The organism is Thermoanaerobaculia bacterium (genome assembly GCA_035593605.1).
Taxonomy (GTDB): domain Bacteria; phylum Acidobacteriota; class Thermoanaerobaculia; order UBA2201; family DAOSWS01; genus DAOSWS01.
In genome coordinates, this window is the sequence record DAOSWS010000014.1 from 80820 (window position 1) to 100192 (window position 19373).

At 42.9% G+C, this 19373-nt stretch carries 19 protein-coding genes; 9 read left to right on the forward strand and 10 right to left on the reverse strand.

Annotated features, from left to right (window positions below; genetic code table 11):
- Nucleotides 1-31: 31 nt before the first annotated feature.
- The 10 genes from PLD04_08605 to PLD04_08650 form a co-directional block, all read right to left on the reverse strand.
- Nucleotides 32-238: a hypothetical protein gene (locus tag PLD04_08605; protein HXK68393.1), complete on the reverse strand. Its 207-nt coding sequence runs from the start codon at nucleotides 236-238 to the stop codon at nucleotides 32-34.
- A complete protein-coding gene (locus PLD04_08610) occupies nucleotides 216-2348 on the reverse strand; it encodes a hypothetical protein (GenBank protein ID HXK68394.1) in 2133 nt (710 codons plus the stop codon). The genes PLD04_08605 and PLD04_08610 overlap by 23 nt, the downstream gene beginning before the upstream one ends.
- A complete protein-coding gene (locus PLD04_08615) occupies nucleotides 2345-2752 on the reverse strand; it encodes a hypothetical protein (GenBank protein HXK68395.1) in 408 nt (135 codons plus the stop codon). Before PLD04_08615 ends, PLD04_08610 begins: the two co-directional genes overlap by 4 nt.
- Nucleotides 2753-2766: 14 nt before the next feature.
- On the reverse strand, nucleotides 2767-3108 hold the full coding sequence (locus PLD04_08620; protein ID HXK68396.1) for a hypothetical protein: 342 nt from the start codon (nucleotides 3106-3108) through the stop codon (nucleotides 2767-2769).
- Nucleotides 3105-4154, reverse strand: a complete 1050-nt coding sequence (locus PLD04_08625) for a DegT/DnrJ/EryC1/StrS family aminotransferase (protein HXK68397.1) — start codon at nucleotides 4152-4154, stop codon at nucleotides 3105-3107. Before PLD04_08625 ends, PLD04_08620 begins: the two co-directional genes overlap by 4 nt.
- Nucleotides 4141-5889 (reverse strand): ATP-binding protein, encoded by a 1749-nt coding sequence (locus PLD04_08630; protein ID HXK68398.1) that lies wholly within the window; start codon nucleotides 5887-5889, stop codon nucleotides 4141-4143. The genes PLD04_08625 and PLD04_08630 overlap by 14 nt, the downstream gene beginning before the upstream one ends.
- Entirely contained in the window at nucleotides 5886-6698 is an 813-nt protein-coding gene (locus PLD04_08635) for a hypothetical protein (GenBank protein ID HXK68399.1), read from the reverse strand. The genes PLD04_08630 and PLD04_08635 overlap by 4 nt, the downstream gene beginning before the upstream one ends.
- Nucleotides 6699-6710: 12 nt before the next feature.
- Nucleotides 6711-7793: a hypothetical protein gene (locus PLD04_08640; GenBank protein ID HXK68400.1), complete on the reverse strand. Its 1083-nt coding sequence runs from the start codon at nucleotides 7791-7793 to the stop codon at nucleotides 6711-6713.
- Entirely contained in the window at nucleotides 7762-8538 is a 777-nt protein-coding gene (locus tag PLD04_08645; GenBank protein ID HXK68401.1) for a hypothetical protein, read from the reverse strand. The genes PLD04_08640 and PLD04_08645 overlap by 32 nt, the downstream gene beginning before the upstream one ends.
- 408 nt (nucleotides 8539-8946) lie before the next feature.
- The gene (locus PLD04_08650; protein HXK68402.1) at nucleotides 8947-9615 is read right to left on the reverse strand and encodes a hypothetical protein; all 669 of its coding nucleotides are present in this window, start codon (nucleotides 9613-9615) and stop codon (nucleotides 8947-8949) included.
- Nucleotides 9616-9654: 39 nt separating this feature from the next.
- On the opposite strand from PLD04_08650, the gene PLD04_08655 reads away from it, so the two are divergent.
- The 9 genes from PLD04_08655 to PLD04_08695 form a co-directional block, all read left to right on the forward strand.
- On the forward strand, nucleotides 9655-10917 hold the full coding sequence (locus PLD04_08655) for a hypothetical protein (protein HXK68403.1): 1263 nt from the start codon (nucleotides 9655-9657) through the stop codon (nucleotides 10915-10917).
- Nucleotides 10918-11093: 176 nt separating this feature from the next.
- The gene (locus tag PLD04_08660) at nucleotides 11094-12164 is read left to right on the forward strand and encodes a hypothetical protein (protein HXK68404.1); all 1071 of its coding nucleotides are present in this window, start codon (nucleotides 11094-11096) and stop codon (nucleotides 12162-12164) included.
- 242 nt (nucleotides 12165-12406) lie between these two features.
- On the forward strand, nucleotides 12407-14398 hold the full coding sequence (locus PLD04_08665) for a hypothetical protein (protein HXK68405.1): 1992 nt from the start codon (nucleotides 12407-12409) through the stop codon (nucleotides 14396-14398).
- Nucleotides 14399-14421: 23 nt separating this feature from the next.
- Nucleotides 14422-15939, forward strand: coding sequence for a hypothetical protein (locus tag PLD04_08670; GenBank protein ID HXK68406.1), 1518 nt, complete (start codon nucleotides 14422-14424; stop codon nucleotides 15937-15939).
- Between the two features lie 155 nt (nucleotides 15940-16094).
- The gene (locus PLD04_08675; GenBank protein HXK68407.1) at nucleotides 16095-16631 is read left to right on the forward strand and encodes a hypothetical protein; all 537 of its coding nucleotides are present in this window, start codon (nucleotides 16095-16097) and stop codon (nucleotides 16629-16631) included.
- Nucleotides 16628-17362, forward strand: a complete 735-nt coding sequence (locus tag PLD04_08680) for a hypothetical protein (GenBank protein HXK68408.1) — start codon at nucleotides 16628-16630, stop codon at nucleotides 17360-17362. Before PLD04_08675 ends, PLD04_08680 begins: the two co-directional genes overlap by 4 nt.
- Nucleotides 17363-17551: 189 nt before the next feature.
- Nucleotides 17552-18040, forward strand: a complete 489-nt coding sequence (locus PLD04_08685) for an Lrp/AsnC family transcriptional regulator (protein HXK68409.1) — start codon at nucleotides 17552-17554, stop codon at nucleotides 18038-18040.
- Between the two features lie 454 nt (nucleotides 18041-18494).
- Nucleotides 18495-18968, forward strand: coding sequence for a hypothetical protein (locus tag PLD04_08690; GenBank protein ID HXK68410.1), 474 nt, complete (start codon nucleotides 18495-18497; stop codon nucleotides 18966-18968).
- The coding region (locus PLD04_08695; protein HXK68411.1) for a hypothetical protein at nucleotides 18886-19373 on the forward strand (488 nt) is incomplete at its 3' end. The genes PLD04_08690 and PLD04_08695, both read left to right, overlap by 83 nt.

The window sequence follows — 19373 nt, forward strand, 5'->3', positions numbered from 1 at the left end:
ATACCAATACTATTATAAATTGTCAAGCAACTCACTTTACCAGCGCAAGTGTTTTTTCCTCCACATTCTCTTTTTCCTTACTCACTTCTTCTGGATGATTCTGTTGTATTTCCATTAGCGAAAAAACAAACTCCTTGACATTATGTATGATTTCCTCGCACTCTTCATCTGAAAGAGTACGTCCGTACTTGGGTTCCCAGACCCGACGGGTATACTCAATCAGTTCCAGATTCTCCATCTGAAAAGCCTCTTAATGCATCCAGCAGTATCAGTGCATCCATCACAGCGACCCTTGGCTTGATTTCCTCGGGAACTTTACACATGAGGTGTTGAACAGCTTTATCCACATGGGACGGCATGACTGCCTCGATGATGAAGCATGCGCCTGCATCATGGTCCTTTTCAACATTACAAAGGGCGTTGTTGGACGAGCTCACTTCAATTTCAATGCAACAGTACCCATCATCTTCAGGAAACTTCAGTGGGGTTTTTGTCAAGGGGTGGGAATTCAGGATAAGGTTTTTGAACAGGGTTCGATGAAGCGTGTCCTTGTAAAGAAAGAATAGATCCATGCTTTTGTCGCCGAGCTTGAAATCCACTTTCGCCCCCGGGATAAGAGCAGCGTATTCCTGGCAGAGATACTGGTGCTGAAGAGAATCCCCGCCACGGGTAAGCTTGGGTCTCTTGAGGCCAAAAGTCTGGATGGCTTTCTGGGTCGGTTGCAGTGCAGTGAACCACCCGCCTCTTCCTGCTCGTCCAATGATTCGCTGTTCCTTAAGCAATCCTTTTGCGACCATACTCTGCTTGAGCCTGTGCCCGACTTGGTTATGTTCAATCCCAGCATCGCGATAGGATGAAGTAGAAGGCTGGATTTTCATGACAACCGCTTCAAGCAGTTTCCTCTCTTTTTCGGTGATTGATGTTTTCGGTGATGGGTCTGCATGTTCCCCTCGGGCTGATTCTTGAGTTCTAGGGAGAATATTGGGTGCGGGTTTGTCCGCGGGTATGAGTTGGTTGATACGCTGTTCAAACGATTCCCTGTCAGAGAAGGAGACTCGTTTATCGAACTGTTTACGGTGCGGGAACTTGAAAAGTACTGCATCATTCCATCCACCATCCTTGACATTCAACAACCCCATGCCCAACTGTAAACGACTCACTGCAGGCAACTGGTGCTTCTCAAGGTTCAGAGTCTGCTGCACCATCCTGACCTCTTCCCCGCTGGTTGCACCGAGCACCACAAAAATGTTTGTCGTTGAGAGACTGATCGGGTCAAGGTGGGACAGATTCACGGAAGACAGGCAAACTCCGCAAGAGAATTCTCTCAAGAGACTCTGCAGTTCAGAAAAATGAGAAGTTTCATAGATGTTTTTCTTCTGGAGCTTTGACCAGAGTTGGTAGCCTTCGTCCGTGTAAATCAGGTAGCTTAGATTATCGCGGTCGGCATGTGCCCGCTGCCGGGTAAAGAGAAGATTAATGAATAGCAGGAACAGAAAGGAGATGGAGGATGTAAGCTGTTGCGCATTCATGACGAGAGAGTTCGAGAAAAGCGTCTCCCATGAAACACCTCTTCTGCAGTGGAAGGGTTCGGGGAACTGGGTTTCCAGTTGCCTGAGACGGTTCAGCAGCCCATAGATTCCGTCGGTGACTCCCATCGTTCTCCCCTTCCAGTTCAGGAAAGAGTCTAGCTGGGTTTTTACGTCATTCCAGCAAGGATACCGCTGCTCCTTAAACACCATGTCCAAGGCCCTGGTTAACAAACCTGCTTGAATTTCTCCTGAATACATTGTCTTTTTCCAGTTCTCTGCAAGGAGCGAGATAAAATCATTTATGGAGAGCCATTCAGGTTTCTGCAGCATCGGGAGCTTGGATTTTCCTGACAACAGTAGCATCTTGGGCCAGCGTTTCAGTTGGTATAACATGTCATCCTTGATATCCAGTGCCAGGATTTTCACGCCACTGGTCAGAAGCTGGTCCTGGACGTTATGCAGGATTGTGGTTTTGCCTGTTCCCACAGGTCCGGTGAAAGTCATGTTTCGGACGCACTGAAGCGGTTCAACAAACAACGGCATATTGTTCCCGACCTGGTTGCCGATATGGATGCGCCCCTTGAACGTGCCAGGCGGCGCGACAATAACCGGATATCCTGTAGGGCTTTCGAAATAATCATAGAAAGGCTTAAGCTGCTGGATGAGCCACTGCAGAGTCTTGAAATCTACTTCTTGAGGGTTTTCCTTGTCTATCGAGAGCAGCGTCCTGCATAACCGAGGATTTGAAAGATCAATCCTCCATTTTTGAAGAAATGATTCTGCCCAGGTATAGTATTGGTCAAACTGGAAACGTGTCATCTTTCCAGACTGAACAAATATCCAAGTCGTCGCATCCATGCTTGACGACGGGCATGATGAAGGCAAAAATACGTGACAGTTCCGTCAGGATTGGGCATCTCCTGGGCATGATGAAGACAAAAGTTAAGATGGCAGATCCTGCATGTACGGATGGTATGGTGCGTGCTCAAAGTACCTTCCGGACATGTTGCGCATTGGTAGAGCCTGGCTTTTTCAGGGTTCATCACCAATCTTCCGTCGCCGGTCATGATGACGGATTTCTGCTTAATGAATCTGCGGTTGCCCTGCTCGTCGAGGACAACCATGTTCTGAGTCAGGCCAATCAGTTCCTGGCTGCCGTCGGGACGGATGACAATAATGCGTTCTTCTTCCTGGTTCGAAACTGGAACAGGCAAATCTGGCATGGATTCCTCCTTGATTACAGTGGCTGTTGCGGGACTGACTCTTGAAACAGGAAAAGAAGCACAGCACCCAGACCCCAGCCAGAAAGCACAGAAAGAAAAATCTGCTGGATTTCTAACATGTCTCGGTGGATCACGCACAACAGCAGCGTGAGTGTGAAGATAAGAAGATGGTTCCATAACCTGTGCAGGACCAACGTGGCGGTCAGGGCAAGCCATATATTGTGGGAGTAAGAGAAAAATTCAATCAAATCTTTCACCACCGGGATGTCATGGTGCGAGAAGACGATGGTGATGATGGTCACGAAGATGAAAATCATGACAAAGTGCAGCACCAAGCGAAGATAAAAAAGTCTCATACATCCTCCTCATGCGGGATCATGCAAAAACTTCTTCTGACTAGATTCTCAGTTTCTGCCAGTGAAAACGGGACTCTGCACTGTTGGTTGAATTGCTGTCGTAACACGGGGTTCTGGGATAGCAGGCCGAACGGCAGGTTGGAAAGAGAAATATCAGCCCCGTTTGCGTGTAACGTTGCGATGAGCTTGCCCGGTTTGGGTTCGTGTTTCCATATCGCAGGAAGCCGGAAAAAGGACGGGCTGATTTTTTCGGTGCAGTACCGGATGGGTTCAGTCATGTCATGGTCGTTGATAATGGTGACAATGGACTGGCAGGCATATTTCCTGTGTCTGATTTTCTTTGCGGAACTACTCCACTCAATAAGTGCCCTTGAGGCAATGTAGGGATTGAGACGGGCATTGATGCCGATGGTGTTCTGTAATTTTCGGGAAAGTTCTTTTTGTTGACGGTGCGGATGCTGGGTCCACCACAACACCTGCTCATACAGTCCAGGATCGCGTGTGAGCAACATTCCCCCTTCACCCACATCCAAGGTCTTGCCAGAGGTAAAACTCACCACAAGGGCATCAGATTTGCCGCTGGCGGGTATCTCGTGAATCCTGGCCCGGAAACTCTGGGCAGCGTCTGCGAGATAGAGAACTTCATGCCTGTCCGCGATGTTTTTCAGTACATGGGTCTGGTGCGGGATTCCGAACATGTCCGCTGCCAGGATGGCCTTTGTTTTAGTAGTGATGGCTTTTTCGACAAGGCCAGACTCCATCTCAAATGTATATGGGTCAATGGGAAGCAGAACCATGGTGCATCCGGCAAAAAGAAAAGGGCTGACACTGTATCCGATATTGAGGCTGGAGGTGATAATCTCATCCCCTGGCCCTGCGTCCATTGCCATGACCAGGGATAAAAGGCCGAGGGTCGCTGAAGGCACTGCCACGGCATACGGGAATTTGTAATAGTTTTTGAACTTCTGCTCCAGTAGTTTTATTGAGCCTTCTCCTGACCAATGGGCGTTGCCGGTTGCTAACGATAACAGTTCAGATGCTGACATGGCTCAGCTCCGAAAGACGCTGGTTCAATAAGGAGTAGTTGATTTCCTTGGTTTTCTGGTCAATGACTGCACCCAGATGGGACGGAAGCGTTAATTGATGAGCGTGTGTCCAGGGGTAGTATTCAGGAGAAGTCGAAGCGTTCAATGCGAGAAGATCGCACTTTTCAATCGCTTCCCTGTGCGTGGGGTTCTGGAACATTTCTGCTGCCCTAAGAATCTGATTTTTATCGAGGCGGTTGTACAGGAACTGAATCCTGGTCATCGTCATGTTGATGTCCCTGGGTGTTGCACCTTTCAGAAAAAACGTCTCTGCTGCTTGGGTGACCCATCTCCCCCCTTGCTCTGAAAGTTCGGGATTGATTCTCCGGATTTGCTCCTTGAGAATTGCAGGGTAGTCTTCCTTGAACGGGAAAAAGTCAGGGATAACTTCAGCTCGTGAGCGCATGGCAGCAGCAATATTGTCAATGGTGTTGCTGGTGGCGATGAAGATCACCCGCCCTCGAAGAGAAGCATCTGATAAAAAGGTCAGAAGTGCGGCATGGATGGCATCGCTTGCTCCAGAGTCATGGTTGTCGTTCCTCGTCGTCGGAAAAGAATCCGCGAACTCATCCAGAAGCACCATGACCGGAGTCTGGCTGACAAGAAGATCCAGCAATTTTGTCATGGTCGCTTCAGATTCTCCGACCCATTTGCTTTTGGGACTGTCCATCCTGATGGCAGAGATGTTGGCTGTCACGGCAGCGGTAGTGATGGCATCGGTCTTTCCTGTGCCTGGGGCACCGGGGATAATGACAAAACCCGGTGTGGAGGGATTTCCCATGCTGAGACCTGTGGTGATACGGGTCAGAATCCTTGTCAGGGTTGTGATGGACGACCCCACGAGGTAGACATTCTTGACTCTGCTCGTGTCCATGAGGTAAAGTTTCCCGTCAGAGCATGCAAGAAGGTCAGCTTCTTTTTGCTTCCGTAAATCAGAAGCCGTGACGAAGGTCCCGGTTGAATGGGATGCCCTGAAAATAGTTTCAGAAGAGAGGTTCGGTGTTCCGGATGAAATGTGCGATGCCTGGTCAGGGGAAAGTCCCGACTCATATTCAGCGTTAGGGTATCTGGCCTGAAGCACGTCAAAGAATTCATGCTTTTTCTCTTTGTCAGGGTACGGCACATGGACCGCATAATAGACATTCGAGATTTCTTCATGAAGCTGTTCAGGGCTGGCTTGCAGGATGATGACATGTCCTTGCTTTCGCAGAGAGATTCCTGTGCCAAGATTTTTGTAGGTTTCCAGGACTTTCAGCGAATCTTCCATCAGGCACGAATTGTCTTGCGTCCTTGGAATCCAGTGTCCGGCATCCTTGATTAAGATGCAGAGTTTTATGGGTTGCTTTTCAGGTTGCCCGTTGTGAGAAGTGCGGAGGAGCTTATCGATTTTCGGTGTAAGGCTATGGATGACCGATGGTTCATTCTGGCTGGAGGGCAGGCCATACTGTCGGAAAGTGTACTGGACACTCTCTGCTGTTTGTCCATCATGGCCAGTAAGGTCGCACTGGAAACTAAGTTGCAAATCGCAGGTGCAGAGAATGAAACCCTGGTGAATGAGCTCTTCTCGCAAGACGGCCTCCAGGGTAAAGATCCGGTTGTTGTACGGGTGTAAATCATACAGCGGTCGCCCGCTGAGAATGATTGCATGGTGGCCCCGGGTGATCGCATGCAGGAGAGGTCCAAGGGGCATGTTCATCGGTTGCTCCGGATCTTTCCTCTTGCCCTGCGTCGGGATCTCTTATTTTTCTGTGCGATATACTCTTTTGATTCCTGGAGAACAGGAACGCTGCCCTTCGATTTTCTGTTGTCAGGACGATGGAGATTGACTCCCTGCCTGTTCAGTTCCTCATTGAACTGGTTGAGAATTTCCGTGCAGGAGTTGTCATGCACGCCAAGGACTTCGCTCTCAATTCTCGGCTGTTCGGTTTTTCCTGTGATGACATTATGAATCATGGTCTGGCCTGAAGCGTTCTCTGCAGCGATCACCACCCTCCCTTTGTTTTGCTGGATGATATGGACGGATGGGAAGCCAACAGCTTTACTTGCCTGCTCAATGGATTCCACCATTCTCTCTCTAACCAGCGACGTGTGAGACTCTGCCATGGTGGAGACTAAGGTTTCTCTGCTGTTAATCAAGTCATCCAACGTTCCTGACCGGAGAACTTGATGGATTTGATTGTTGACTTGTGAAAGGTCCCTTTCCTGGACACAGAAAGAAGAAAGATGATCCAAAATAGTTGCTTTGGATAAGGTTAAATCGTCTTCTTTTCTGATTTCTCCGAACGCGCTTTTTAGAAGTTCGTTCGTGGGTTTAAGTTGGGTGGATGCTGCGCAGTTCTTAAAAAAACATGAATTGAAGGCATCGATTTTTTTCCGCTGCCTATTCAGTGCCTTCATTGCCTTGAGGGTTCCTGTACCGATGCAGTACACAGCTTTCCCGGCAATATCAGCGCAACCGGAAATCACATCGATAGAGATGACTTTGTTATGACTTAATTCGCTCATGGTCTCTCCTTTCTACAGCTCGTAATCGTCCCGAGAATTGGGGACGGGTTGCATATCATCCGTGGAAGGCAAAGGGGTTTCATTGATAGGTGTATTTGCTTCTTGCGTGGGAGGCCAGGTATCGTTGAATTGCTTAAACGGACTGGGAGGAGGTGATCCTGCAGGGTGTGTCAACTCATGCGGGGCTTGAATTTCTTTAGGTGCTGGAAGGGGGTTGGTTGTGGGATTCACTGACGGTGAAGGCTGGGAGGTAGATAGTACATCCAGCTCTGCGCGAACAATCGAGTCGAATTCAAGGTCGTAGGGTTCATACGCTTTGTCGTATTCCGTTTTAACGGTCAAGAAACTGGAGTGGTGATGAGATAACAGGTGGGTTAACCGGTAGAGTAAGTCTTTGGCTCTTTGCTGTTTTCGACGCTGCCAAAAGGATTGGATGGTGTTGAAGAGCAGGGTCAAGTGGGAAGAGGCAAAGAGGATGAGGAAATGGGTTACGATCGTGAATAAAACTAAGAAAATCAGCAGGTACTGATTGATGGCATGCATTGAGGTATGCTCTGCCTCCATCGCAGCGAACAGGGTCAGCCCTGCAACCATATGGGAGCTCAAGGGAAGAATCGAGAAAAGCTTCCATCCGATTCTCCTGGGAAGAGCCATGCGAGAAAAACTGAATGGCCGTGGCTCGATATCGTCGAGGGGGTCAAGCTCTGTACCTTCCGAGATATTCTCATGAGAAATATCAGCATCAGAAACGGTTTTGTTGATTTTAAATCCGATAATCAGCTCGTTGATAAGAGGTATGAAAGGAATGATTATGGTGGCGTACAGAGCTAACTTTGGATTGCCGGATAGGCCCACGATCCAGGAGATGATCCCAGAGAAGAGAAACAGGTCCTGGGCATACGCGATAGGGATTACGCACAGAAAAAGGATACTGAGCATCACAAGAGTAAGAGGCGGGGTAGGAAGCGACGTTTCCGGATGATGCTGATTGTTTATTTTAATCTTGAGTGCCTGGAGCTTATAGGCTATGCTTTTTATGCGGTCATGGTGGAACCGTAACTTTCTACGGTACTTCCACTTGGTTTTCTGGCTCATGGTTTTCTCCTTTCCATTTTTGAGTAATCGCGGTGATGGCAGAATCGATTGATTCAAAGACAAGGATTCGGTCCCGGTATGGCTCAAGAATTCCAAGGGAGCCGTTGGCGCTTACGACGTAAATAATTACATTCCCTGGAAATTTCATTGTGTAAGTTTTCTTCGAATTATCCTGGAAATCAGAGATAAGAAGGAGGAAAATTTTTGCTTGAGGCTGTTCAGCAAAATAAATTTCTGCTCGTCGGAGGGTATCGGTGACATAGCTGTGCTTGGCTTGGATTTTTAGAAGGCCGTTCACTTCTTCTTTGAATTTTTGAATCCGAGGTTTCATTTGAGTTCCGTAGTTGGCGTATTCCTTGTTGTATTCGTCGAGCTGGTGTTTTCGTTGGGAAGTTTCTTCTAACCGTGCGAATACATTTCCAGTGATGGCTTGGTTCGGAACATTACTCACAGGCGGGGAACATACCAGGCGGAGAAATGTGGGCGGGACTTGTTCGGTGATGATGCCAAACCCGAGTTCTCCACCATTCGCAAGCATCATGTCAATCAAAGGCTGGATTTGGGTGAGTTGTACTCGGCTTATACCCTGTCCCTTGATGCTGCCAGAAACATCCTGCACCAGAAGCACCCTCACCTTATTCTTATGGCCCTGAAGTGATGAGGTTGGCTCAGAAGGTGGTATGTCTGGAGGATGACAAGAAATCGAAATGAATAAAAGAAGTAAGATGAGAATTGCTCGTTTCATAAGTGACTCCTTTATTGAGGTTTGTAAGTGAACCGACCAGCGTTGGGAATAACCGGATGCAATGGGTGTACAGAGCTCCTGAAATTGAATTTTTTTGGATTGGCATCTAGGGCTGCCGGGGAAAATGCTCGGCGATCCTGGGCGCGCAACGGAGGTTGCGCAGCGTTACCGTAAATTGCGACCAAGAGAATGAGCCAGATGAGCAACATTGTCTTCAAGATAGATACTGGTTGGAATGATTTGCACCAAATTCCCTGAATGATGTTCTTGGCTCCACTACGAAATTTCCTCGATAGAATAAGCATGTACGCTCCAAAATGATTATTTTCATTTTCAGCGTAACCTATGGAAACGTTCAGTAAAATAGAATTTTATTCTGAATAAAAAGGAAGATTGAGGAACTCAGATTCATCGGAACCTAAATGTCGCTTTTACGTCTTTGAATTCATTGAATGCACCATCCTGAATGAGAGATTCAACTAATTCAACAAGAGGCTTCTGGTATGTTTTACCTTTATCTAAGTGCAGAATCGTGGTAACAGTAATATCATAAATATTCTGACTCGGAATGTACTCCCATGGTCCCCATGGTTGAAAAGAAGGGAGATAATTTTCAGGTGCCAACCCCCAATACGTCCATGGCTCATTCTCTGGATTTTGAAGAATAGAATTTCCTATGTGAGCTGAAAGTCCACTCGCTAAATAGGGGGCGAGTTTATACTTAACAATTCCATAATAGAGATAAATTGGTTCCCGATTTGCTGGGCTTAACTTATTAAATAAATCCTCATCTATCATAGGCTTTATCTGAATTATAAAATCGATACTTTTCGGAGAATCTTGTACTTGGTATAAACAGTCAGCCTCGCCAAAGCGCCCATTATCTTCATTAGGAAGGACGCCAATAGTAAGTGAGTTGATTTGCACAGAACCATGTCTTTTGTGCCCCCTGATTTGGCATTCCTTCAGGGTGCGTTCCTTGTATTGCCTGGGAACTGTAAATTCATTTGTGACCGACTTGGCCCTCTTGATTTTTGTTTCATATATCGCTACCATGCCACTTAGGAGTTGTGACATGATTTACATGTGTTTCGGGTGTTTTTATAAATGGATGTAATGGAGCTTGATGATTTTTGGACGTATATTCTCAGATACTGGTTCGTCGCAATTTCTCCAGAGGTTAGGGCTGATATTAGCAAAGAATTAGGAAAACCATGCAAAAATAAGCCGTATGCAGCTACCGTGCATCTGCTGAACTATAAGTCTGATGCAGATATTCACATAGATGAATACCCGGGGGCGGGCAAACATGCAGGATATCTTTGCGATCATAGAGCCGTATGGTTCAATACACGCAATATGTTTGACGTATTCCCTCTCTTAAGCCCGCACAGCAGAGATATTCTGCGCGTCTTTTTTCATACTTCCAGACCATTTTACAAAATGACTGTTTCGTTTCCAGTCATTAAGAAATTTACAAGTTGGGTAAAGGGAAAACACGAATGGGATGTTTTAAGTGCAATTAGCGCATTTCTAAAAGCATACCGAAGTACGAAAAATTATGATCATAAAATTGACAGCAAGATACGAGACCTTAAATTGCACAATGGTGCTCCCTTCCAATACATGGGCTGTGTGATTATCGGCTACACACCGGGGGAGGGAGTTAGATGGATAGGAATACGACCGCTGGAAAAAATACAAAAATTACGAGATGGAGACACTACAAGCAGAAGAGAATTATTGCTGCAGGATAATTATTGTACATGTGAGCATGATTCTTTCGGACCCAATATCTCGAAAGTGAAGCAACCGACAACAACCGTAATTTTAGACCCTGATATAGGCATGAATGTATCTGACGAATATATAATCGAGCAGTTTCCTGAAACCCAATTGAATACATGGTGGAATCTTCTGAGCAATAAAGATAAAGCCCAGTTTAAGGCTATGTACCATAAGAAATCAATTCAAGACTTCTATCAGGAATTTATTTATTCAGCCTGTCGGGCAACAGGAATGGTGAAAATCGCTCCCACTCCTGGACCAAGCGCAGAAAAATGGCTTACAGATGAGAGTATTAAAGCAGCAGGGTACTTTGGAAGAATTGAATCATATGCTGGTCGCTTAGCATTCACTATTGTACCTGACTCTAACAGTGAAATTGAGGCAATCGATAACGTCAGCAAGTCCCTAACGGTTTTTATTGAGAAAGGGCAAATATTCAATCCTGAATGGCTAATTATTTGTTCGAATCTTGAATACAAAACAATGAATAGTTTATTAGTCGATGGTAGACAACATCTCCTTCCATTTTCCCAAAAGGGTATTCTCATATTGTGCAAGGACTCTATAGATATTCTGCTTTCCATCCAGTAAGTTGATATTTCTTCATTTTCGATCTCTATAAGTGCTCTCAACTCCCATTTTCGTTTGATGGTTCGAATATCCGTTTCAGAGCATCATCGCCTGTAACCAGGATTAATATTAGAGAGAATGCGAGAAGAACTTAACCACTTAATGCGGTATTCACTCATTTCGTTTACAATGGGGCTATGAAACATCAAAAAAGGTTAAGGCCAGAACCATCTCAACAAGAATGGAATAAGCTTTTTTCTGCAGCAAAACTCTTCTATGAACAGCGTCCTTGGGAAAGAATGAATGATGTTGACATGTTCGCAGTGTGTTGCCCTGAATCTGGCGAGATAGGATATTGCAGTGTATTGGGTAAAGCTGTTGGTGAAATCGGGTTTCATGTCTATCCAGGTGAAGATGGATTGCGCAGTTGTATAAAATTATTAGAAGCTCCTGAAGATTTTGACGGGTTTCAAATGTATCTTTCAATGAACACTATTTCTTTGTTTTATGATGATTTGGAAGAATGCCCATCTTCTTATCGAAAATTTATGAAAAGCATCCCTGTAAAGTTCGAGAACCATATCGTGCCCTTTTTTGTTAGGTATTTTCCAAAATATGCATCTTGGTCCTTATCTTCAGAAGAAGCACGGTTTATGACTGTCTGTTTAGAGCAAGCATTAGAAGTTGACAAGCTGGTGCAGGAAGCTGGAAGCAAAATATTGTTGGAGAAGGAAGATGCGTTTCTTATTCGATATTCAATTGAAGATAACAAAACCCAAATTTGGAAAACTGGATACGTGATTGGCCCTGAGCCAAAACCTGTTTTACCTCAATGGATTCTCCCAAGTGATGAAAGGATCAAGGAGGTCAAAAAGAGAGTTAAGTTAAACAGAAATGCCGCATGGGAATTGGATGTGATCTATTTGGATTATGTTGAAGCTCCGGCTAATGAAAGACCATACTTTCCAGTAGTAGTGTTGCTAGTAGATGCAAAGGGCAAGATAATTGAAGCTTGTTTGGTTCATCCTGATGATGTAAAGATTCTTTTCCTTGAGATTCTTCTTTCGGCGATGGAAAAAGAAAAAATTAGACCTGGGAAAATCCTCATTCGCAATGATGAACTTATGCTTGCCTTGGTGCAAGTATACAAAGGGCTTGGGATTAAGCTTGGTATCGAGGATGAGTTGAATCAAGTACCCCGTGCGATGCGAATGCTTAAGGAAAGGATAGCTGAACGAGAGGAAGATGGAGACTTGATTTTGCATTAGATCTTATACTTGACAGCCATTAATTTCTGTGGCAGATTATATTTACTGGCAGATTTGTGAATTTATGTAAGTACAACTTACATGGCCGAAGGCTTTGAAACATTTAAAAATATTCTGCCTTTGTTATTTAATATATCTATTGGGCCATTAAGCTATATGCAAAAATATTTTTATTGTTCCTCTTGACAAGAAACATATTTATATGTATTCTCAAACAAAGTAGCCCAAATTAGGGGGTAGATATGAATAAATTCTTTATTGCTTGCTTGTATATGATTTTTTCATTCACTGTATTTTCCTTTGCTGGAAATTATGTAAAAATAGATATTTCTGCTAGTGTAGTAGATAAAACAACAGTGCAGGTAAATTATGATGTGACAATAAATGGTAATTTAAACTCTGATAATGTAAATCTGAGACTGAAAAGTGTTGATATAGAAGGCAACACCTATGAAGTAGATCTTCCTACTCTGACTGATAGTGTGATGGTACCTATAACATATATAGGACCCAGAGTGATTAATATTATTGCTAATGAGGTGAAAGATGATACTTCCTTAGGGAGCAGTGGGGATGTTTATGTGAAAAGCGATAGTGAGGGATTGATAATATTATCATATGAAGAATTTAGATCTTACACTAAAGTATTTGTAGAAAATGAGTATAAAACGAGTGTAAATGCAAGAGCATTACAATATTTAGATAATGCTGATAAGTATAATGAAATAATCACTGTTTCGGATTGGGAAGGTGATGAATTAAAAATTCCTATTATAGATTCTCGTGGGAACAAGATGATGTTTACGCATGGGTCTAGATTCAATAAAGCGTTATTGGAAATTGCAAAGAGCAATCCTAAGTATGCCGATAACGTGCAATATTATTCTGTCCCTGCAGATATATCAAATATATATTATACGATTTTGGAGTCAGATGAAGAAGATGATATTGGTTATAGTTTACGAGATCTTCCAGTATTTAAGGTCAATTATTTGGCTCTTGTTCATTTCTCTGCGCAAACAGTTCCATTGCCTTATATAACGGGATATGGTAACTGCGCCAACATGCAGATGGAAATAAAGTCGGAATGTTGGGTCGCTGGAAATATGCTTGGTACATGTTCTCAATATACGACAGTTAATGAAAATGGAGTTTCACCAAATTTCGAGATGTGGTATGCAAAGGAAGGTGTTCATGCTTTTACTCCTTTTCGCACAGTCATAGCCTTTGCAAACAACTCATTGCTAAATATAAAAATGGGCCAATGTACAGACCAGCATCTGCAAATAGGCTGCCCAAATGCTTACCCAGTTTTTCAGGATAATCCTGGTGATAATGAAGCCGCTCTTATAGAAGGGGGATGTCCTTGGGGATTCTTCAAAGGGGAAATATGGAATCACTACGACGGTCCTCTAGATCCACCAGGACCTACTCGTGAGTGGACTGTACAAGCTAATTATTGGTATGATAATTTCGACACATATGCAAATCCTTCGTTCTGCACAGTCTTTCCGACTTTAGTAAATACTCGCAGCCATTGGTATAATCAGGAGTATTTTACCTATAATGAATACAGGGCCTGTAATTTTTCACAAGGCCTATTATTTTGGCCGGATTGTGGAACTGACACAAAAAAAATCACCTTCCACTCTGCTAATAATTCACAATATTCTATAAGCTTTAAACCTTGGATGATAGCACATGAGGCTGGCCATTTTTTTCATTATAATTTGCAAAACTATTGGCAATCGCCTGATTTGCTTCACACCGAAGAGGATTTGTGCGTTGATACATTTAGCTTATGGATGGATTATAGCGAAGGATTTGCAGAGTATTTTGCAACAGAAACCGTTGGTTATACTGATCCGATTCTCGAAGAATTCCACATGGATGGTAATGAATTTTACTCGGATTGTACGCCTTCTTATAACCAAACGGAGGGAATCATTGCAACATTTCTTGCAGATTTGTTTGATAATGTGAATCATCCTTCTTATGATTTAGGTGTTGATACCTTTGGTATAGTTCATCCTCCATCTGCTATTTATGACTGGGCTAACATGTCGTGTCAAAATATTTCTTGTTTTATAAATATCGGGAAGCAGACTGGAAAACCTTTTGATGAGCATGAAAATGAAATCTGTGCAATTCAATGTATTCATGGATTGGACGATGCTGCAGGGCTAAGTCCAGCTTGTTCATGCAATGTCAACTGCGAATGTACATCGCAATAAAGTTGAAAATATTAATACTCACGATGTTTTTATCCATTCCTTCCTATGGAATGTTAACGGATACTGTTGCACGTGGCGGTTATTTGTATGTTGTTTATACAGATCACCTAGACACATACGATTTAACAGATACCTACCGTAAATTAATAGGAAGCATACAATATGAAGAGAGTATACTCCCTATTAATGCAGATATAGATAATAATAGAATATTTGTATACTATTATTATGATGAGGATAATAATGGTATACGAATATATGACATGCAATATCCGCATACCCCTAGTCTAATAAAGGAAATAAGTATTCCCAATAGCTTAATACAGGGTGGATATTTATCGAGTTGGGAGAATGTGATTGGACAACGAGGTCAATTTCTTGCATTTGGGAATTATTTATTATTTGTTTCTTCTACATCATTAGATACAGATAGTGATTCTTATGCCTATAAGCCGTACCGTTATAATATATCGACAGACGAATTATATCAATACACTTTTAATCATACGCTCTCAGTAACTACTGATTGTGATCCTATGGCAGAAGATGACATTTTATATTACGATACATTTTTTGTCACTGATGGCGATTATTTTACGATCTCACGTGAAAGTTCAATATTTACCACGAATAGAACTGAGATGTTATACAATAATCCATGCTTTATGTACCAGGGATACTCTCATGTTAAATATGGTTTCGCTACTGGACCTTACGCAACGATAGAACATAAAATTCTTGCACATTGGACTGGGATTGAGGAACCGGGAAATTTTCTCGGAAGTGGAGTAGTTATTGTAGACACATGGCATTATCCAGGATTATGGTCTTTCTTTTTTAGTGACTTTTTATGTACTTACGCGGATAAACACTCTGGAAATATAGGCGAGATAAACAACAGTAATAGTCAGTATGATGTCCAGGGTATTATCGTTCATAACGGAGAAATTTACCTGTCATCCTACTACACACGCTCCATTGCACACACATACTATTATCAGGATTGGGGAACTAGCATGAGCTGTCAGGACTACTGGAATTTCTATGATCTCCCAGAGACGGGCAGACCCTATGGGATTGCTGCAGCCAATGCGACACTCTATGTGGCGGGTAAGGATAAGCTGTATGAATTTCCTTTGGCGAAACCGGATGAAGAGTTACCTGTCGGGGATGTTTACTCTGCTAATAAAGACGACACGACCTTCACTGTAAGTGGCTGGGCTGGAGATTCCGAGGGGATTAAACAGATAACCGTACGCTTGGATAACGTTTATCAGTTTGTCGTAGACCGGATTTCGAATTGCAGGTTTGAACCGCCATGCCAAGGTCACTGCCTTCCTATTGATCGATGTACAGACTGGATTCTGCAAATTCCATTACAGAATATCCTACCGGGTTCTTACACCATGAAAGTGATTGCCGAGGATATGGATGGAGATTTTTCTGTGATTCATGAGCAGGTGATTGATATTCACGGTGGTCAGCTATTAAATATGAATGAGGGTGTGGGTATAAAACCTGGCTATGGGCTAAAGAAGTGACATATTGTAAAGAATGATTTGATTATTCTTACTTATTAGCCTTTTCGAGAGGAGAGAAGTCCAGAACCATAAACAATATGATCGCCCAAGCCTATGTCATAGCAGATAAATTGGATTTTAACTTATATACATAAAACAGCGAGGAGCCATTATGTATGTGTACCTTCCGTGATGTAATCGACACAACTTTAGAAGCTATTTTTCCATGGAGATGGAATAAATACGCTTCCATGGAAACCGCATCTTGGAAATGTAATCTTGGGTACCGTACTGCACTTGAGCTCATTGGGAGCAAAGTTAATAACAATGGGCAAAGCGAATTAAAACGGGGAATAAAAAAGATAGTTGACAAGTGTAATAACATGCCCAATAAATCGTTTTCAAATATATCCATAACAGAAGTGAAGCGCATAATAGAGTCTGAAAATAGGGGAAAGAGAATCTACATAAGAATGCCTTTTAGGGCACCCATTATTTTGGCCTGTATATTAAGCGAAGTAGACCCCTTGATCCATGAAAGATTTTCAGTAGAAAAAGAATTATTATTACGTTATGACTCCATGAGTGAGGATACTCTTAGGAAAGTAGAAGTACTTATATGGAAGTATCTTTATTATTTTCATTATATTTCCAATAAATTTGATGACCCAAGATTCAGAGTCCTCATGAATGAATTGGAGGATTTGGAATGATTCCCCTAGAAGAAAATCACCTAGATGCTTATAAGATTACGTGGCTAAGCTATATAATATCAGATAATTTAAGAAAACATGAAGAGCACAAAATAAATAGAGATAAATCAGAGCCTCTAAACAAGTCTTCATCAGCTATATTTTCTGCTGGCATAGCGATAATAATAGCATTATACAGGGATTTGGGTATATTAGCACTATCCTGGACTCTGCTAATATATGTTGTATGTTTCTTCGCCATGTATAAAATAACTCCAATAATTATTTCTATTTTATCCGAGAGAATAAAGAAATATTTCCCACTAACATATCGCAGGAAAAAGGATCTCGCAGAAGCCATACAAGTAAAGGATGATATGACAATACATACAACAAACAGATTGTATCTTGCCAAGAGCCTATTATTGAATATTAATAAATGTAATATAGTAAAGTATGATCTTATAAAATTTTACGATGTTATTGACATTATGGAAGAAGTTTTAGATATAATACGCAATTATATAAATAACTATATATCGTATGGAGATGAACATGGTTTCAGGAAGGGAAGAATTATCGCAGTAATTAATGTGTGTAAGGATATTATTAACGATATTAACGATATTAACGATATAGTCAATAAGAACAATAATTATTCAAAAGGTGATGTTGAGAATTTAAAGAAATTATTGTTAAGCATTGAAGTGGAAATCGATCATATTCCTAGACCAGTAAAATTCATGAAATAAATGAATTGGGTGAGTTTAAAGAAATTTTTCAGTGGCGAGGTAATGGTTTCTCACCTCCTTAATATATTTCGGGTTTCGCAAACGTGCACATAAGTTTTTCCCTGCTTCGCTGGTCCGGTTTACACCTCAAAAACATATTGGCAAGTTTGCTCGCTTCCCGGGACTATTAACCAGGAGGTGAAACAAACAATGAAATCAAAAGAAAAACTAATATTGAGTTACCTTCGCAGAAATGCAAGGGAAACTTTGACATCGTTAAGCAAATTGACTGGTTTTCCAGTCAGCACATTGCATGACAAAGTGAAAAAGTACAAAAGCAATACAATTTGCAGGTACACAGTATTGTTCAACGAGAAAATACTGGGCTATGAGATTAAGGTGCATGTACTCATTAAATCCCTATCGCCCCGAAGAGAAGAACTGATTGATTACTTGAAGTGCCATCCCAATGTCAACCGGCTTGCCAGGATAAATAACGGTTTCAACTTATTCATGGAACTGATATTTGCTTCTATTCAGGAAGTCGAGGATTTTCTGGAAGAGATGTCTGGCAGGTTTCACATTTCAGAGAAAAAAGTCTACTGGCTAGTGGACGAAATCCTGAGAGAAAACTTTTTCAGCGACCCTGAAATTGCAAAGGCATGCATACTTCAGCAGGAAATGAGAGAGGCGATGTGAGATGATTAAGAAAACCTCTCAATCGCTTATCAATAGGACGCAACATTACTGTAAGCATTGCTGCAAGAGACTGCCAGATTATCACGATGTTGAGCTTTGCTTGAAATGTGAAGAGTTGATTCTGGATGTGATTCTGGAATCAGTTGATGAATAATTCTTGTTTTTTTCTTTTTTTAATGGGCGAGCGTAAATTCATGGCATGAATTCACACCACGCCTTAATATTCAAAGAGTGCCAGCTATATTGCAGAACGTATAAGAGCAAGCCAACAGTACCCATTGTCTTTTCCAGCGGTACTTTAATGTTGTATGATGTCTTGATGATGAAGGGATTTACTCTTGAAACCGAAACTCTTCAATCAGCTTTAGAGGGTAATACCAAGGCTCAACTGGATTTGTATTCGAGAATCCGTTCTTTTTCTATTCATATATGCATGAAACATTATCGTTTGACCTTGCACGACTCGGAGGAGGTCTGCCAGAAAGTCGCCTCTTCTTTCTTCCGAAACCTCGGATACATCGAGCGTCCAGATTCCTGGCTCTACGCCGCTATCAAACGACAATCCCTGAAGATCAAGGCTGAAAAAGCAGCTTCAGCAAAGGAAGAGACCAACCAGGAGGTAGCTGAGTCAAGGGAAGAGGAGTCCGGGCAAGAATTGCGCATCCTCCTCTGGGACATGGTCCTTCAGCTCGGGAAACGATGCCTGGACCTTATCATTAGTGTCTTCATCCTTGGATGCACGGAAAAAGAAACCTCGGCTGTCATGGGTGTCCCGACAGGGTCCGTATTCTCTTTAAAGAGGGATTGCCTGGCACAGTTGTTTGATTTGTATACTGGAGGAAAGCATGAAGCAAGGATGCTACACCATCGACGAACTCATGGACCTGACCGGAAACGAGAAACACCTGAAGGATTGCGAGACATGTAACGAACTCTATCAGGACTGGTGTGGCTTCAAGGAAACCATGAGGGCAGAAGGCGCCATGGCAGGCGATTTCCTCAGACTATTCCGACAGCGACGAGAAGCCGCCGCCCTGGTGAAGGAAATCCAACAGAACAAGAACGAAAACAATGCACTTGCCGATGCCTTACTGGAGCGAAGCTTGTTCCCTGAGATGGTGATCGAGCTCTGCAAGCAAGCCCACCATGCCATCTACGTCAATCCCAATGAGGCGGCAGAATGGCTGCACATGGCCAACACAGTCCTGGAAAAAATCAAAAGAGAAACATATTCAACGGAAGAATTATCCTGGGCCGAAGCCCGTTACTATGTGAATCTCGCGGGCCTGAATATCGTACGAGGGTATCCTGCACAGGCAGAGGCCGCCTATCG

What these genes read in the sequence shown, in the direction of transcription:
- PLD04_08605 (HXK68393.1), bottom strand. Translation starts at nt 238, where the DNA reads ATGGAGAATCTGGAACTGATTGAGTATACCCGTCGGGTCTGGGAACCC.
- PLD04_08610 (HXK68394.1), bottom strand. Translation starts at nt 2,348, where the DNA reads ATGACACGTTTCCAGTTTGACCAATACTATACCTGGGCAGAATCATTT.
- PLD04_08615 (HXK68395.1), bottom strand. Translation starts at nt 2,752, where the DNA reads ATGCCAGATTTGCCTGTTCCAGTTTCGAACCAGGAAGAAGAACGCATT.
- PLD04_08620 (HXK68396.1), bottom strand. Translation starts at nt 3,108, where the DNA reads ATGAGACTTTTTTATCTTCGCTTGGTGCTGCACTTTGTCATGATTTTC.
- PLD04_08625 (HXK68397.1), bottom strand. Translation starts at nt 4,154, where the DNA reads ATGTCAGCATCTGAACTGTTATCGTTAGCAACCGGCAACGCCCATTGG.
- PLD04_08630 (HXK68398.1), bottom strand. Translation starts at nt 5,889, where the DNA reads ATGAACATGCCCCTTGGACCTCTCCTGCATGCGATCACCCGGGGCCAC.
- PLD04_08635 (HXK68399.1), bottom strand. Translation starts at nt 6,698, where the DNA reads ATGAGCGAATTAAGTCATAACAAAGTCATCTCTATCGATGTGATTTCC.
- PLD04_08640 (HXK68400.1), bottom strand. Translation starts at nt 7,793, where the DNA reads ATGAGCCAGAAAACCAAGTGGAAGTACCGTAGAAAGTTACGGTTCCAC.
- PLD04_08645 (HXK68401.1), bottom strand. Translation starts at nt 8,538, where the DNA reads ATGAAACGAGCAATTCTCATCTTACTTCTTTTATTCATTTCGATTTCT.
- PLD04_08650 (HXK68402.1), bottom strand. Translation starts at nt 9,615, where the DNA reads ATGTCACAACTCCTAAGTGGCATGGTAGCGATATATGAAACAAAAATC.
- PLD04_08655 (HXK68403.1), top strand. Translation starts at nt 9,655, where the DNA reads ATGGAGCTTGATGATTTTTGGACGTATATTCTCAGATACTGGTTCGTC.
- PLD04_08660 (HXK68404.1), top strand. Translation starts at nt 11,094, where the DNA reads ATGAAACATCAAAAAAGGTTAAGGCCAGAACCATCTCAACAAGAATGG.
- PLD04_08665 (HXK68405.1), top strand. Translation starts at nt 12,407, where the DNA reads ATGAATAAATTCTTTATTGCTTGCTTGTATATGATTTTTTCATTCACT.
- PLD04_08670 (HXK68406.1), top strand. Translation starts at nt 14,422, where the DNA reads ATGTTTTTATCCATTCCTTCCTATGGAATGTTAACGGATACTGTTGCA.
- PLD04_08675 (HXK68407.1), top strand. Translation starts at nt 16,095, where the DNA reads ATGTGTACCTTCCGTGATGTAATCGACACAACTTTAGAAGCTATTTTT.
- PLD04_08680 (HXK68408.1), top strand. Translation starts at nt 16,628, where the DNA reads ATGATTCCCCTAGAAGAAAATCACCTAGATGCTTATAAGATTACGTGG.
- PLD04_08685 (HXK68409.1), top strand. Translation starts at nt 17,552, where the DNA reads ATGAAATCAAAAGAAAAACTAATATTGAGTTACCTTCGCAGAAATGCA.